At 24.3% G+C, this 17,323-nt stretch carries 10 protein-coding genes; all 10 read right to left on the bottom strand.

Going from position 1 to position 17,323, the window contains the following annotated elements; all coding sequences use genetic code 11:
* Nucleotides 1-425: 425 nt before the first annotated feature.
* Entirely contained in the window at nt 426-1,454 is a 1,029-nt protein-coding gene (gene galE / locus J2Z25_RS08305; RefSeq protein ID WP_209739688.1) for a UDP-glucose 4-epimerase GalE, read from the bottom strand.
* 96 nt (nt 1,455-1,550) lie between these two features.
* A complete protein-coding gene (locus J2Z25_RS08300) occupies nt 1,551-3,035 on the bottom strand; it encodes a DUF6270 domain-containing protein (protein ID WP_209739686.1) in 1,485 nt (494 codons plus the stop codon).
* The gene (locus J2Z25_RS08295; RefSeq protein ID WP_209739683.1) at nt 3,025-5,229 is read right to left on the bottom strand and encodes a CDP-glycerol glycerophosphotransferase family protein; all 2,205 of its coding nucleotides are present in this window, start codon (nt 5,227-5,229) and stop codon (nt 3,025-3,027) included. Before J2Z25_RS08295 ends, J2Z25_RS08300 begins: the two co-directional genes overlap by 11 nt.
* A gap of 66 nt (nt 5,230-5,295) precedes the next feature.
* On the bottom strand, nt 5,296-8,016 hold the full coding sequence (locus tag J2Z25_RS08290) for a bifunctional glycosyltransferase/CDP-glycerol:glycerophosphate glycerophosphotransferase (protein ID WP_209739680.1): 2,721 nt from the start codon (nt 8,014-8,016) through the stop codon (nt 5,296-5,298).
* A 15-nt stretch (nt 8,017-8,031) separates the two neighbouring features.
* On the bottom strand, nt 8,032-9,258 hold the full coding sequence (locus J2Z25_RS08285) for a nucleotide sugar dehydrogenase (RefSeq protein WP_209739677.1): 1,227 nt from the start codon (nt 9,256-9,258) through the stop codon (nt 8,032-8,034).
* Between the two features lie 22 nt (nt 9,259-9,280).
* Entirely contained in the window at nt 9,281-10,717 is a 1,437-nt protein-coding gene (locus J2Z25_RS08280) for a hypothetical protein (RefSeq protein WP_111928353.1), read from the bottom strand.
* A 127-nt stretch (nt 10,718-10,844) separates the two neighbouring features.
* Nucleotides 10,845-13,256, bottom strand: a complete 2,412-nt coding sequence (gene tagH / locus J2Z25_RS08275) for a teichoic acids export ABC transporter ATP-binding subunit TagH (RefSeq protein WP_209739674.1) — start codon at nt 13,254-13,256, stop codon at nt 10,845-10,847.
* A gap of 16 nt (nt 13,257-13,272) precedes the next feature.
* Nucleotides 13,273-14,076, bottom strand: coding sequence for an ABC transporter permease (locus J2Z25_RS08270; protein WP_099345825.1), 804 nt, complete (start codon nt 14,074-14,076; stop codon nt 13,273-13,275).
* Nucleotides 14,077-14,078: 2 nt separating this feature from the next.
* Nucleotides 14,079-15,407: a glycosyltransferase gene (locus J2Z25_RS08265; RefSeq protein WP_207745212.1), complete on the bottom strand. Its 1,329-nt coding sequence runs from the start codon at nt 15,405-15,407 to the stop codon at nt 14,079-14,081.
* The gene (locus J2Z25_RS08260; RefSeq protein ID WP_008680686.1) at nt 15,361-16,653 is read right to left on the bottom strand and encodes a glycosyltransferase family 4 protein; all 1,293 of its coding nucleotides are present in this window, start codon (nt 16,651-16,653) and stop codon (nt 15,361-15,363) included. Before J2Z25_RS08260 ends, J2Z25_RS08265 begins: the two co-directional genes overlap by 47 nt.
* Between the last annotated feature and the right edge of the window lie 670 nt (nt 16,654-17,323).

The raw sequence follows: 17,323 nt of genomic DNA, 5'->3' as shown, positions 1-17,323 counted from the left end.
ATAATTTAAACTAATTATTTAAATAGTGGAATACATTAATATTATTACTCCTGCAAGTTTCAACTACACTATAAGCAATAGCTTTACTAAACCTTTTATTATTCATAATATTTATAGTTTCAATCTAACTCCAAAAGTCCTCAAGAATAAGTTCACTTTTTTTCTTCACATAAATAAAATACCCTCAACTATTTAATTTCTATAGTTATAGGGTATTTTATGATTAAAAATATTTATAGATGTTATATACTTAAATGATTACTATATTTTATATAAAAACTATAAACCTTTATTATAAATAAAATTGCTACTTATATAATAAATATATTATCCTTAAATTTCCTTACTAATTTTAAGTTCTAATATTAATACTGTTATATTACAACTCATCATCTATTTTTATTCCATATAACTAGTCTATATTTTTATTTTTCCTTAAGACTCTCCATATACCCGTTTGGATTTTTAGTCTGCCAATTCCAAGCATCTATACACATATCTTCTATATTTTTTTCGGCAATCCATCCTAATTCTTTTCTAGCTTTTTCTACATCAGCATAACATATTGCTACATCACCTTCTCTTCGTTCTATAACTTCATAATTTATATTAACATTATTTACTTTTGAGAAAACATCAATAAGTTGAAGAACACTGTATCCCTCTCCTGTTCCTAAATTATATTCAAAAATCCCATTATTCAACCTTATTTTATCTAATGCTTTAATATGTCCTTTAGCCAAATCTGTTACATGTATATAATCTCTAACACCAGTTCCATCCACAGTTGGATAATCATTTCCAAACACATTTAATTTTTCCATTTTACCTATAGCTACTCTAGTTATATATGGCATTAAGTTATTAGGTACTCCTTTAGGATCTTCTCCTATAATTCCACTTTTATGAGACCCTACAGGATTAAAATACCTTAATATAACAATCCCCCATGAATTATCCGAATTATAAATATCCCTTAAAATATCTTCAACAATCAATTTTGTCCTTCCATATGGATTAGTTACAGCTAACTTATTATTTTCATGAATTGGCATTTTTTCTACTTCACCATATACTGTTGCTGATGAACTAAAAACAAATTTTTTAACATTATATTTTTCCATTATTTGAAGCAAATTTATGGTTCCTACAATATTATTTTCATAGTATTTTAAAGGTAATTCTACTGATTCCCCTACTGCTTTTAAAGCTGCAAAATGTATAACTGCATTTATTTTATTTTCTTCAAAAATTTTTTCTAGTTCACATTTATTTAATAAGTCTACTTTATAAAACTTAATTTTCTTGCTAGATATTAATTCTATTCTATTTAATACCTCATAACAACTATTTAATAAATTATCAACTATTATAACTTCATCATTATTTTCAATTAAGTCTATTATTGTATGACTTCCTATATATCCAGTTCCTCCGGTAACAAGAATCGCCATATTTTCCCCTCCCTTTTCTTATATATTCAAATTTTAGTTATAATTATATAAATACTCTCTCTTAATAATATATAAATTTATTTCTTATAAAAAACCTCAGGACTCTACTTCTATATCCTTCCAATTAGTATTTTTATTTTCTCTTTTCATATGACTTACAAGAGTACCTTCTTCATTATATTTAAAAATCTCAATTTTTAAACCTTCGTTTGAGTACACTATTTCTTTATCAACTTTATTTTCCTTATATGATATTTCTAATTTAATTAATCCATCAGAATATATTTTCTCCTTATATACACAACCATTTTTATTAAGGTAATATATTTTTTCTAATAGTCCTTTTTTATCATATTTATTTATTCTACTCATCTCTCCAGTTGAGTAAAAAGTTTTATAACTTGTTCTTATACCCATTGAATTAAACTTTTCCTCTATCTGTGGTACACCTATAGGACTGAATTTAGAGTAATGTATTTTTCTTCTTATTTTTCCATTAAAATTATAATACTTTATTTCATATAAAAGCCCATTTGTATAAGTCATTTCTTTTATTTTTTTATCACATTCATATATTTTTACATTTGATACATTATTATTTTGGTATTCAACTATTTTTTCTAGTTCTCCTAATTCAGAATAAAAACACTCCTTTTTTAGAGAATTATTTAAAAACTCTTTCTTTAATAAAATTTGTCCATTTATATCTTTATATTCTATTAACTTGTCATTCTGATCAAAATTAAATTTCTTCTCTATATTCTTTTTATTTTTCTCTATAATTTTTGCAACTCTTTCATGATTATAATTATTATTTAATATGTCAAATAATTGTTCTAAAAATGAAATATAATACTCCTCTTCATAATGAAAAAAATTATTACCTAATCTATGATCTATATCTAAAAAACACTTTTCAATGTCAATTTCTATTACTTTAACTTTAGGCCAATTTCTTTCAATATATTCATAACATTGAGAAAAAAATTCATTAAAATTATTTGCATTTTCATTTGAATAGTATCTCTTTACTTTTTCATCCTTATCATAGAAAAACTCCTCTAGTTCGTATATTGTATCATTTATCTTTAATTTAGTTATTGCATATGCCTTGTGAAGTATTATTTCTTCCTCTTTATAATATTTAAGCAACTCATTAAAAAAACAATCACATGCTTTTTTAAATAAATTAAAATTATTTTTTACTACTTTTATATTATAAAAATCTTTTAAAAAGTTATAAATATGTCTTCTATACTCTATATATGTATTTTCATTTATTTCCATAAGAGACATTCTTTCATCTATTAAATCAATTAAAAAATAATCTTTTTTCTCATACTCATTAAAAAAACTTTTTTTAATTGATTCTGTTTGAGTTCTAATTATAAAATTACTCATATTCATATTTGCCAATAGTAATTTTAACTCTTGAATATTATCTTCACTAATATTTAACTCCTCAGAAAATATACTCACTAAAGGTTTTTGAAACCAATATTTATTTATATCTATTTTGCTAGTATGCTCAAGTGCTTCTCTAGTAACACAACTACCTTTTAAATCTAAATTAAACTGCATTTTTCTCACTCTCTATTATATATTTTTTAACTTTTATTATGGATTCATCAATTTCTGATAAAACAACTTCTTTTTCCAACTGTCCCATATTATTATAGAAAATTTTATTTTTTACTTTTCCACTTACATAATACTGATAATATCTCTCTTTATTTCCATCCTTATCATAGAAAAAGGCCTCAATTGGTTTTCCATTTTCATTATAAATTATTTTTCTTTTTAGCTCACCTGTTGAATAATAAAGTTCATTTCTCATTATACTTCCCCCCTCATATCGATATTGAGTTTTATTTTTCAAGGTTTTACCATCATTAAAATAAATAATTTTATATTTTAAATTTCCGTTTTTATGTTGAATAAATTCAATATGTTTTTTATTGTCTTTCATAATAGTATAATATTTTTTCTTATATATTATATTTTTATAGTATTTATATTCTGCAAATAATTTTTCTTCTTCATTATATAAATATCCTTTAAAAATATAACTATCCTTATAAAACAACGTCATTCTTTTACTTCCATCTTTTCTAAAGTAATCCCTCTTTTTGAAATTGAAATTTCTGTCATAATATCTTTTTTCTACTATAGTATTATCTTCATCTTTTATTTCTACTTCAAATTCATTTTCAACTCTCTTTTTGGGTAATCTTTCTATTTCATCATATATTCTTTTGCAATTATTTCTATCATTTAAATAAAAATAAATATTTTCTTTTATAGGTGTTATATTCTTATATGAACTATTAATCCATTTTTTTATTAAATCTATTACATCATTTTCTCTTAAAACAACTTTTCCAAAATCGTCGTAAGTATTAAATCTAGTATCTAAATTAATTTCATAATGGAAATTTTCTTTGCTAAACTGATAAAATATTACAGGCTTATCCATAAACGAAAAATCACATCCTACTGAAGATAAATCTGTTATCAATAAATTACAAGACTTAAGCAATTCTTGAACTATACTATTATTTATATCTAAACATTCTATATTTTTGCTCTGAGTATTGAAACATTTTATAAACTTTTGCATTTCGTAATGTAAATAAAAAACTAATTTTATTTTATTTTTTTCTAAAATATTATTTAATTCTTTATTTGTTAATAAAGAATTTACTGCCCTATAATATTCACTTTGCATAAACATCTTATCTGACATATTTTTCAAATCTGCTCTCCATGTTGGCATAAATAATATTTTCTTTTCATTCATATTCGATGTATCTATTAAATTATCAAATCTAGCCATACCAGTTTTTAATAAATTTGTATTTTTATATCCATATTCTTCAACAAATAGATTTTCCTCTTTACTAGTAGGAATAATTATATAATCATGTTTTCCAACATACCTATTTAATGAATATGGCTTATTCATTGTGACACCATGCTGTAAAAAAATTCTTGTTGCTTTTATATATTTCATATAATAATGTTGAAATTTATTAAAATTTTTTAAAGTTGAAAACTTTAAAAAATGATATGCTGATATATATTTATTAGCATGAAGTAAATATATCTTATGCTTTAGTGTATCCCTATATATAATATTACCTAATTCTTTTAATTTTAAAGCCTGTTTACTATTTTTTTCTATTATATAATATATAGGCTTTTCAGGATGATTTTCTCTACAATATTTAAAAAAAACATATCCATTATCCTCTGCTTGATTACTTCTCTCTCCTATTAACCAAACATCCCTAAAAATAAATGCTGGCTTAGTAATACAATAAAGCAAAAACATTTGTACTTTTTTGAGAGTGTTTATTATTTTATCCAAATTTATTACAAAATTTAATTTATTATTATTAATTAATATAGATTTTTTTTCCAAATCACTTTTTACTTTTATATATTCATCTTTCAAAGTAGTATTATTAATATATAACTTTAAAATAGATATAAGCTCTTCTTCTGCGTTTATATTTTTTATAAAGATCCTCATAATATCATAGTCATCTATTGCATTATTTTTTATATAATCTAAATAATCACCATCATTAATTTTAGAATATACTTTTTGTAAACTATAAAGTAATTCAGAAATTGATTCACTATTCCAATTTAAAATATTATTTATTAATAGTTTACTAACTTCTAAAATATACTTATAATCTTCTTCTAAATTTATTACTTTACTTCTTTTTGTAATTTCATCTAATTTATTATTTATATTACTCCCCATAATTAAATCCCCTCCATCTGTAAAATATTAAAATTTTAATATATTTGTGTAGATAAAATAATAAAATCAAACCTGCATATTATATTTTATATAATTAAAAACTTTTTCACAGTGATTATCTGTTTTTAATATGTACTTATTTATATGTCTTGATTTGATATATGTATAGTCTGTTTTTAAAGCTTCAGATAATTCTTTTAAATTATATACTTTAATCCCAAACAAATCTTTTTTATGATTTATAGGACCTTCATTATAATGCTTAGAATAAAATTCATCATAATCAAATTGATAAAATATTACTGGTTTATTACTATAAGCAAAATCAAAAGCAACTGTTGAGTAATCTGTTATTAATATATAGTTTTCATTTATTAGATCTTGTACACTTTTCTCGCCTTGTCTTACTATAGTAATATTTTCTCCAAAATTGTCGCTCATTTTACTTAACAATTTCTGTGTTTGATAATGTGGATAGAATGTTAACTCATAATTCTTTTCTTTTAAAATCTTATGTAATTCTTCACTATTAAGAAAATCTAAATATGTCTTAAAATAATTAGAATTAAGTAATTCCTCTTCACTCTTTATCCACGATCTCCATGTTGGCATCAATAAAATTTTATTTTTCTTTGCCTCATTATTTAAATTATCCCATCTTGCTAAACCAGTAACTATAACTTCCTTCTCATCATAGCCAAACTCTTCTACTATATGTCTTTTTTCAAATTCTGAACTAACTACAAAGTAATCATAATTAACTTTATTTTTATGAAGTACATGATTTACCCTACTTACTCCTATTACCCCATGTTGTAAAAACACTTTTTTATTTTTTACAAACTCAGGATAATACTTAACGATATCTATATATTCCTTAGTGTACATATTTGGTTTTTCAGCATAGCTATTTATAGTAAACTTACAAGTTAAAAGATATAATGTATGTAAGACGCTATCATACCATACTATATCTCCATATGATTTTATCTTTATTAAATCTTGAGAATCTTTTGCGATTATATACTTTGCATTTACATTCTTTTTATTATCTTTTATATATTTAAATAAATGATAAGTATTATCTTGTGCCGTATCTTTTCTTTCACCCATTAGCCATATTTGTTGATTTCTAAAATACCATCCAAATAATTTATATGAAATTAAAACCAAAAATGACTTATACTTTTTTCTCTTTAATAAACTTACATCATATTTTACATCTCTTTTAATCTTTCTTAATTTTGACTTTATATATGACTTTTTACTTAATGCCTTAATTCTTATGCTTAGATATTTACCATCTGTAAATCTACAAAATACTTCTCTATTTTTTATGTACCTAACTTTAAGCTTGTTTCTTATTTCTGCTAACTTAAACTCAAATGGTATATTAAAAACTTTTTTGTTTATTGTAATTCTTTGTAATACTTCATACTCATCATCTTTTAATTCTGATAAATTAATTTCTATCGGTTTATATCCGCTCCAATTATAATTAATAGAATCTCCTCTAAATAAATATGTCAAATCAGTTCTATAATCAGTTTCTATTTTTTTTATAATTTTATGCTTTTTCCCTTTTAAAATTAATTCTCGCTTAATTACATCCTTATTACTTAATTCTAATCCCCTTACAAAAGCGTATCCTCTTAGAACCAATATATTTTTCTCATTTATATATGAATTCTCAACCTTATTCTCAATTTCAGGCTTTTGATTTAAAAAATCCTTATATTCTTTAAAATCCTTATATAAATAACTAAAATATTTATCATTTTCTAAAATTAAATACTTCCTAGGTTTAATTAATAAATATTTATTAATTAGCTTAAGTATATTTTCTTTATCTTTATTTTTAAATAAAATTGCCAATAAATATCTTTCAATGCTTCTAAAATTTTCTCTTTCAAAGCAAACTTCTTTTGATATTTCAAAAAACTCCATGCCTAAGTTTATAACTTTATCTATTTCATTCTCTTGAATATTTTCTATTTTTAAAAATATGCTATCAATCCAAAATTCAATTTGTCTTAATATGATTGTGTTATTTAAATGTTTATCATCATATAACCTAATAAGCTCTTTTTCTACTTCTAATAAGTTTTCAAAAAATTTAATATCACTTTTTTTTACTAACGAATCATTCTTTATAATCCTATAATTATAAATATCTATATCTTTAGTAACTATTTTTTTTGCACTTATATAAGACTTTTGAGTAAATAATAAATCTTCTCCAACCTTTATATTTTCATTAAATGAAATATTATTCTTTTTTAACATTGAAAGTTTAAACCATTTATTACATACAGATGGAGTATAATTAATTTCAGACATTTCATAAGTATTTCCCACCTTCATTTTTCCACTATTAAGAAAAATCTTTTTCATGTAAGATATATGCCATTGTCTTACATCATCAAAGCATAATATATTTCCTATAAAAATATCTGATTGTGTTTCTTTTAAAATAGAATATACTTTTTTAAATATATTTTTAGGAATTAAATCATCACTATCTAAAAAAGTTACATACTCCCCTTTAGCCTGTTCAATCCCCTTATTCCTAGCAGCTCCAGGCCCTAAGTTTTTTTGAGATATAACATTTATATTGTCATGCTTATTAGAATAACTATAACAAACATCTAATGATTTATCGGTAGAGCCATCATCTATTAAAATTATTTCTACATAATTTAAATTCTGTTTTAACACTGATTCTATAGCTTCTTCTAAATACGCTTCTGAGTTATAGACTGGTATTATAACACTTACTTTTATCATTTTTACTCTCCAAGCTTATAATTTATATATTTCACAATCTTTTATTATATTTTTAGTATCTAAAATTAATTTATTTTTTATTATACTTCTTCTTTCTTTTATATGAGCATGTCCAACCATTATAACAATCATATCTATATCATTTATAAATTTTTCAAAATCTAAATATTGGCTTTCCCAATGTAATTCACTTATAAATGGGTCATAAATCTTTATAGAATTAGCTTCATAGTCATTTAGTTTTTGTAATAATTGAAGTGTTGGACTTTCTCTTGTATCATCAACATCTTCTTTATATGTAATTCCATATAATCCAACCTTAGATATATCTTCAATATTATTTTCTGCCATTATATCTCTAATTCTATTAATAACAAATCTTGGCATAGAATCATTTACTTCTCTAGCACTCTTTATTATATTAACAGTATCTGGATAATCACCTACTAAGAACCAAGGATCTACAGATATACAATGTCCCCCTACCCCTGGACCTGGATTAAGAATATTAACTCTTGGATGCTTATTAGCTATTTCTATAAGATTATATACATCGATATTTTCTCTTCTACATATCTTAGCTAATTCATTTGCAAAAGCTATATTTATATCTCTAAAAGTATTTTCTACAACCTTACTTAATTCAGCAATTTTTATATCTGTAACTATAATATCTCCCTTACAAAACGAACTGTACACTTCTTTCACTTTATTTCCTATTTCTTCACTATCTGCTCCTATAGTTCTAGAATTATTCTCCAATTCATATATCATTCTTCCTGGAATTATTCGTTCTGGTGCATGTACTAAATGAACATCTTTTCCTAACACTAACCCCTTTTCTTCTATTAGCGGTCTTACAAATTTATCTATTGTTCCAGGAGATACTGTTGATTCTATTACTATTACTGCACCTTTTTCACAAAAATTTAGCACATTATTAACGGCTGAAATCACATATTTAGGATCTATCTTTTTACTTTCCTTAATATATGGTGTTGGTACAGTTATTATATACATATCTGTTTTTAAATAATTCGTTGAAAATTCAATTTCATTTTTTTGGGCCTTTTTAAATAATTCCTCTAACCCATCTTCTTTAAAGGTTAACTTTCCAGAATTTAATTTATTTACTATATTTATATTTAAATCAGTTCCTCTAACCCTAATTCCATTTGCTGCAAACATTAAAGCGGTTGGAAGCCCTATATATCCTAATCCTACTACATTAATACTTTTCATTTTTCACCACTACCAAATTAATTTATTTTTTTAAATATTTTCTTATAGAGTTTTTAAAGAGTATAATACTTTTATTTGCTTTGTTGAAATTAATTAAAGACTTATTTAATACTAAATCTAACTTATCATATAAAAATTTTGGGAACTCTCTAGATATTTCACCATGATTATTTATTTCACATTTATCTATATTTAACTTAATATTTAACTCTCTAGAAACAAATTCAAATTCCTTTAATACTTTCTTATATTGATTATCACCATCACTAGTAAGTAAATATATATTAGTACAAGTATTTGCAGACAATCTTATTAAATTATTATATTTGATTCTATTACAATCACTTATTTCACCAAAAATCTCCAAAGCATAATCACTTATTGATAAATCACTTAAATATGTTCCTATTTTATATTGCGGTGCACCTGCTATTATATTTCCAAAATTATATTTCAATCCGTAATAAATTGCTGCACTTCCACCTTTTGATGAACCAATAGATATAACATTAGAAAATAATATCTTATTTTTTGACATAATATAGGAAATGAGTGCCATAACAGATGTTTCTATGTTAAAATCACCTTTCAGACCTAGATAATAAGTACCTTTGCTTCCAAAATCGTCTAGTATAAAAAGTTTATTACAATCACAAGTCTTTAATGTACTTATATAATTATATTTAGCCTCGTCTGTTGAAAAAGCTGAAAAAATAATCATAAGTTTATTTTTATTGTTTAATTTAGCTTTTTCAAAATAATATTTAATAGGATGTATTGATGAAAATATCTTTTCACCATGAAACTTCTTACTATTAATATTTTTATTAATCATTCTTATTATTTCTTGATTTACATCATCTCTAAATTTAAATGTTTTATTTTTTAAGTCATCTATTACTATTGCTTTTTCAAATGTAACTACACTTATACCAGGATATAATTCCTTAAATATCCCAACTAATCTATTTAAATGAGAATTCATATTTTGAATATATTTAATTTCATCATCAGATAAAGCCATTAACTCATTATCCACTGTTTTAAATTCCTCATCAAAGAAAAAATTTAATAGTATTATATCTGAGCTATGAAATTGCTTAGATAATTTATTTATAAAAATTTTTATTATTTCTTTATATTCTAAATCCTCTATATTTACTGTATCAATCAGACTTTCTTTTCCTCCTATCTTTAAATTAGACGTATAGGAATAAAACTCTTTTTTCTTATAGAGGCTATCTATTTCTTTTATTAAATCAAATATAAATTTGTCACCGTCAATATCAATATTTCCAAAAGTATTTATATCGTTATCTAAGCCTAATTCATTTACTTTACACTGATCATTAGAGAATAATAATAATGATTGATTTTTTATTCTTTTAACTTTATGTTGTTTTAAACTATTCTCTATCAAATCATTTATATGATCCTCTAAATAAGTAACTAAATTCATAATCTTAACCTTCTCTATATTATTAAAATTTCACAAATCAACAAGATTATTATTTTTATAAATATTGTTAATTTGAATTTGCCGGAGTGGTTGTACTTTATTCCTCACCTCCATTTTCAGGTAATACCTACATTGTATTTCCTTCAGATTCTCCGTTATCGAATGGTGGTGGTGTACTTCCTCCGGTTCCTCCGTTATCAGATGGTGGTGGTGTACTTTCTCCTGATCCTCCATTATCAGATGGCGGTGGTGTACTTCCTCCGGTTCCTCCGTTATCAGATGGTGGCGTTGTACTTCCTCCGGTTCCTCCGTTATCGGATGGTGGCGTTGTATTTCCTCCGGCTCCTCCGTTATCGGATGGTGGCGTTGTACTTTCTCCGGTTCCTCCGTTATCAGATGGTGGCGTTGTACTTCCTCCGGCTCCTCCATTATCAGATGGTGGCGTTGTACTTCCTCCGGTTCCTCCACTATTTGAAGGCGGCGTTGTATTTCCTCCGGTTCCTCCGCTATTTGAAGGTGGCATTATAGTTTCTCCTACACCGACACTATTTTCTTCTTGCAATTCGTCATCTTCATTCCAAATTGATTCTTCCAAATCTTTTTTTTCTTTCTCTAAATACTCATTATATTTTTTATTTATATTCTTAACTAATTCATTATTTTGTAAGATTCTTTTATCTACTGTTAAAAACTTATAATTTGCTTTATTTGATAAATTAAGAGCTTGTAATATTTCTCCATCTACTATATCTCCTAATAATACAATCTCATATTTTAAATTTGATATATTAACATTACTATCTTTAAAGTTATCATAAAATTCCTTCACTAATAATTTATCTATATCAGGATATTTTTTTTGTATTTCTTTAACTTTATTATTAAAATCACTTTCACTTAATTCGAATAAACCTGTAAAAATATCTTTATATAAATCTACTGCTTTAATATTATCACTACTCTTAATATCATCCTTATTTATTAGAATATAATCTGATATTTGAATAGCAAAGTTATCTTTAATAACATTTTTTAAGGTCTCAATATCCTTTATATTAACCAATTTATTCAATTCATCAATTTTATTATTCATTTTAACTTGTATTTTTCCCGGATATACTATACCCTCTAAGTCATTATTATTTTTAGAATTTAATATTAATATACTTTCAAATTTATCACTCTTAACTGTTATAATCGCATAGTTTTTAACTTTCATTTGACTATTACTACTTGTTATGATACTTCCTATTACATCTTTATATGTGAATCCCAGTGAAGTTAATGAAGTAAAAAGAATAAAGGCTATGGAAATTGCAACTATCCTTCTATTTTTTCTTTTATTTATAGTTATTTTTCTTTCTATATCTTCATCTTCTAAATTAACCTTTTTCCATATTGTATATGGTATAAATTTTTTATATTCAACTAAATAATTTAAATAACTCTTTGATGTAAATATTGATGCTATACCTGTAACTATGAAATTTGTAAATATTGAAATAGGAAATCTTACTATAAAAAAGTTTAAAATTTGAGATATTAATATAAATATAGCTGTCTCATATCTTTTTCTTAATATTGATGGAATGAATCCAAATGCAAAAGTGCTTACATCTATATTAAAGAAGGTTTCTTTAATCTTGTTATTATCATTTATTAATGTTACATTTTTTATAAATTTCCCATTTGGTACAAATCTTTTTAAATTGTTATCTACAAGTTTAAATTCTCTTAATAATGAATGATCTTGATTTTTTAGAACCTTTTTTTTATGCTCTAGTCTTTCCTTATCTGTCATTTTATTTATTTCATTTATATATCTTTGATACTTAGGTAATACTTCTTCTATAGATCCATATTCCCTAAGCACTCCATACTCAAGCCACATAGCTTTATTGCAAAACTGTTTTATTTGAGGTAATGAGTGGCTAACAAAAAAAATAGTTTTTCCACTTTCCTTAAACTCATTCATTTTATCTAAACATTTCTGTGTAAATGTTGGATCCCCAACTGATAAAGCCTCATCTATTACTAATATATCTGGATTAGTATATATAGATATTGCAAATCCAAGTCTAGATCTCATGCCACTCGAATATGTCCTAAGTGGTTGATTTATAAATTCACCTATATCAGCAAAATCTATAATTTCTTGCTTTATTTCTTCTATTTCACTTTTTTTATATCCCATCATAAGAGCTTTTAGCTCTATATTTTCAATTCCTGTTAGAAAATTATTCATACCTAGACCTATTGCTATAAGTGCAGATTCTCCATTTATCTCAATTTCTCCACTTGTTGGCATAGATACTCCACCTAATATGTTAGATAATGTTGACTTTCCAGAACCATTAAGTCCTAATAATCCTACCACTTCTCCCTTTTCAACCTTAAAGGATATATCTTTAAGAGCATAAAATGTTTTCCCTGCTCCTTTAGGAAGAATCAAATCCATTAATTTTTGCTTAGGACTAGAATACATTTTATAACCCTTGCTAACATTCTTAGCTACAATCGAATACTTATTCTCTTCCATGACTTCCCCTTTGTAATTAAATTAAATCTGAAAATCTATTTCTTAACTTCATATGTACTAATGCTCCAATTAGAAGTATTATTATTGTTACCGCCCAATAATAAATAGTAAAGCTTATATCTTCAAAAAACCACTTATTATATAAAAACGTATTTCTAAATCCTTCTATAATATAAATAAAAGGATTTAATCTTATTATTTTCAAAGCTATTGGTGGTAAATTTATAGTAGTCCATAAAATCGGTGTTAAATAAAACATAAATCTTAAAACTGTTCCTACTATTCTATTTATGTCTCTTACAGCCATAACTAAAGCTGATGTAATAAGTGATATCCCTATCAATAGTAAACTAGCTGAAATTATATAATATGGTATTTGAATATAATATATAGTGGCTTTATATCCATTAACCACATATATTATTATCATTATAAATATTACTGGTATATTATTTAACAATTGAGTTCCTATAGTATAAGTTGGTATTATGCTAGTTGGAAACTTCATCTTTGTTAAGATTGATGACTTAGAATATATAGATAAAGTTCCACTACTTATTGAATTACTAATATAAAACCAAGGTACTAATCCTGCTAACATCCACAATAAAAAAGGATGTCCATCTACTGCTCTACCATTTCTTATTCCAAGTCCAAAAACAAACCAATAAACCCCTATTTGTGATAATGGGTTTAATACTATCCATAAAACTCCAAGATACGTATCTCTTAATGGAGTTATAAAATCATATAAAGCTAATTTATAAATTTTATAGAAATTAGTCTTATGCTCCTTTAAAATAAAAAGTAAATTTTTCATATTTATACACCTATATTTATATCATTATCTATATTCATATTTTTCTTATATAAGAAACTATCATATATTTTAACGAAGTTTTCCTTTTCATTATTCCAATTATACTTTTCTCTTGCCTTTGTGCAGTTTTCACTAAACATTGAATGTAATTCTTTATTTTCTAATAATACATTCACAGCATTTGCTATTTCATTTGGATCATGAGAATCAACAACTAATCCTATTTGTTCTTCTTGAACTACTCTTTTTATCTCTGGAAAATTACACGCTACTACTGGAACTTTACTCATCATATATTCAAAAAGTTTATTTGAACATGCAGAGTAATGATTAAAGCAAACATTATTTAAAACTTGAAAGCCTAAATAAGCATTAGCAGTATAATATTTTAATTCATCTACTGGAACTTTATCTACAAACCTTACTTTTTCATTGAGTTGTCTGTCTGCTACCATTTTTACTATCTCAGGCTTTAACTTTCCATCTCCTATAAAAACAGTTATTCCATCATTGAACTTGTCTATAGCTTCTACAATTTTATCAAGGCCTCTTCCAACTTGAATTCCACCTTGATAAAGTAATATTGGCTTATCAGTTGGAATATCTAACATGGAATACATATCATATTTATTTTCTATAGAATCATCTTTAGTGTAAAATGGATAATTATGTACAATCTCCGGCAATTCTATATTATATAATTCCTTAACATATTCTGCCCTTGTTCTATTGGTCATAATCATTTTATCAATAAACTTAATCAATATTTTTTCTATGTAATATGCTTGCTTTCCATATCCAGTTCTAGAGCTTTGAACCTCATGTGAATCATACACTAGGTATCTTCTTCTAAAAATCTTACTACATATTATCCCTTGAGGAAGGGTATTTAAATCATTGCTATGATATACATCAGCATTAAATTTTAATCCTTCAATTATCATACCTAGAAATATATGTGTTTTTATTAAAAAACCTCTTATCTTTTTAAGAGACATTATTCCCATAAATAACAATACAGCAAGTCCAATTATTTGATTAAAATAAAAAATCAACCCAATAAGAACTAGTAACGGTAATGTAAGAATCTTATTTCTCTTAATTAAACTGATAGCTTTATTAACCAGCAATATGTATTTAGGATATCTATTTACTCTTACTATATTAAAGCCATTTCTATTTTCATTTTTCTTTAAATCTTTTTGCTTTGAATCATGAATAGCTATAAGCTTAACATCATATCCCTTTTCAGCTAAAGCAGTACATTCTCTTAATACTCTTGCATCATTGGTGAAGTGATTCCATACAAACATCCCTATTTTTTTTGACATAATCATTTCTCCTTGTAACTCTTTCAATTAAATCTATATATTTAATCAAATTATTTTCAACACAAAAATTATTTAAACAATAATTCATACCATTTTTTGAATAATACTCATATGATTTCTTATCATTATAGATTTTCATAATAGCCTTAGATAATCCAACATAATCATCTGGTTCAACAACTAAACCAGATTCACTATCATTTATAACTTTTGCAGCATATCCTTCAACCCCTGCCACTATAGGTATTCCTATTCCCATATAATCAATTATTTTTCCTGGTATTACCAAATCAAAGGCACTATCTTTTCTCAGGTGAGCTAACCCTATATGACATTTAGCTACTTCTTCAACAACTTTATTTTTAGGCATTGGATTATATACCCTTATATTCTTCAAATCATAGTGATCTATTAGCTCTAAGACTTTTTCTCTTTGTATTCCTGTACCTATAATTTTAAATTCTATATCTTCAATATGTCTCAAATTTCTAGCAACCCTTACAAGTGATGTCACATTTTGAGGTAATCCTATCATCCCTGTATATATAACAGTAAATTTCCTATGCTTATTTGTTTTCCTTCTTATTTTCTCATATCTCTCAATTTCACTAACCTGTAACCCATTTGGAATAAATACTACTCTTTTTTTATACTTATTTTTATTTATATATTCTTTAAAACCATTGCTATTAATTACAATTGAATCTGTAAATTTAAAAATTACTTTCTCTAATACGTATGCAATTTTCAACAAAAATTTATTTTTTCTAAATAATCCTACATTTTTTATACATTCTGGCCATAAATCTCTTATGTCTAATATAAACTTACATCTAAACCTAATTTTTGCTATTATACCTAAAACTCCAGAAAAAGGAGATGGTATAGTAGCTATAACTAAGTTGTATTTTGACCGTCTAAAAATTATTGAAAATATACTTTTAAAAAAGAAATTAATATATATATATAATCTTATAAAAAAGTTAGTAGTCCTCTTCACTTTGCTTGTCCTAACTCTATGTATATTAGAACCTGTATATATATCATTTTCTTTTTCTAAATCCCTATATCCATCTTCTTTATAAATATCTTTATTAGGATAAGAAGGTTCTGAGGTTACTACATCAACCATATACCCATTTTTTTTTAATTCAATTACTAAATTAGTTATCCTATTAGCCCCACTCCCTATTTCAGGATAAAAGACTTCAGATATTATTAAAACTTTTTCTTTTACTTTATTCATTATCTCAACTTTACTCCTAAGTATATAATTCAATTTTGTACGAACTATTATATTCATTTATCATAATAAATCTCAAAGAACCTACTCTTTTTACATAAATTAAATTATATAAATTAAATTACAGAAACAAACTAACCATAAATAATAGATATTTATAATATATTTTTCTCTTATTATATAAGAATTCCTTATTTTTTTTCAATTAAAATACTCTTTTTTTTAACTACATTTAATACATTATTTCAATGAAAAATATTATACCATATTTATATCATTATTTTTATATAAATAATTCAATTTTTCTACTATTTTACAAAATTTTAATTACAACATTCTAAATTTTTCTAAAAAATTATCCAATATTACTTTTTAAGATTATTTTATTTCAAAAATTATAATCATATATAATTTTGTTTTAAACTTTTATATACTTCATTATTAACAGCATCATAAGTAATACTAAAATTAATACCTAATTACACAAAAAATATTGATATAAAGAAAGAAAATATTATTTTACTTTATTTAATTAATATAAATTTAAATATTATTTATTTGTTGCAAATATAAAGGGGGTCGCGTTTTGGTCATAACCCTATTATGTAGACAATCGACAAAGGGTCGAGTACAATCTACATAATGGGGTGATTTTTTATGTCAATAAAGCACA

The sequence above is a fragment of the Clostridium tertium genome, from assembly GCF_017873245.1.
GTDB lineage: Bacteria > Bacillota > Clostridia > Clostridiales > Clostridiaceae > Clostridium > Clostridium tertium.
This window is presented reverse-complemented; position numbering and strand designations above follow the sequence as displayed.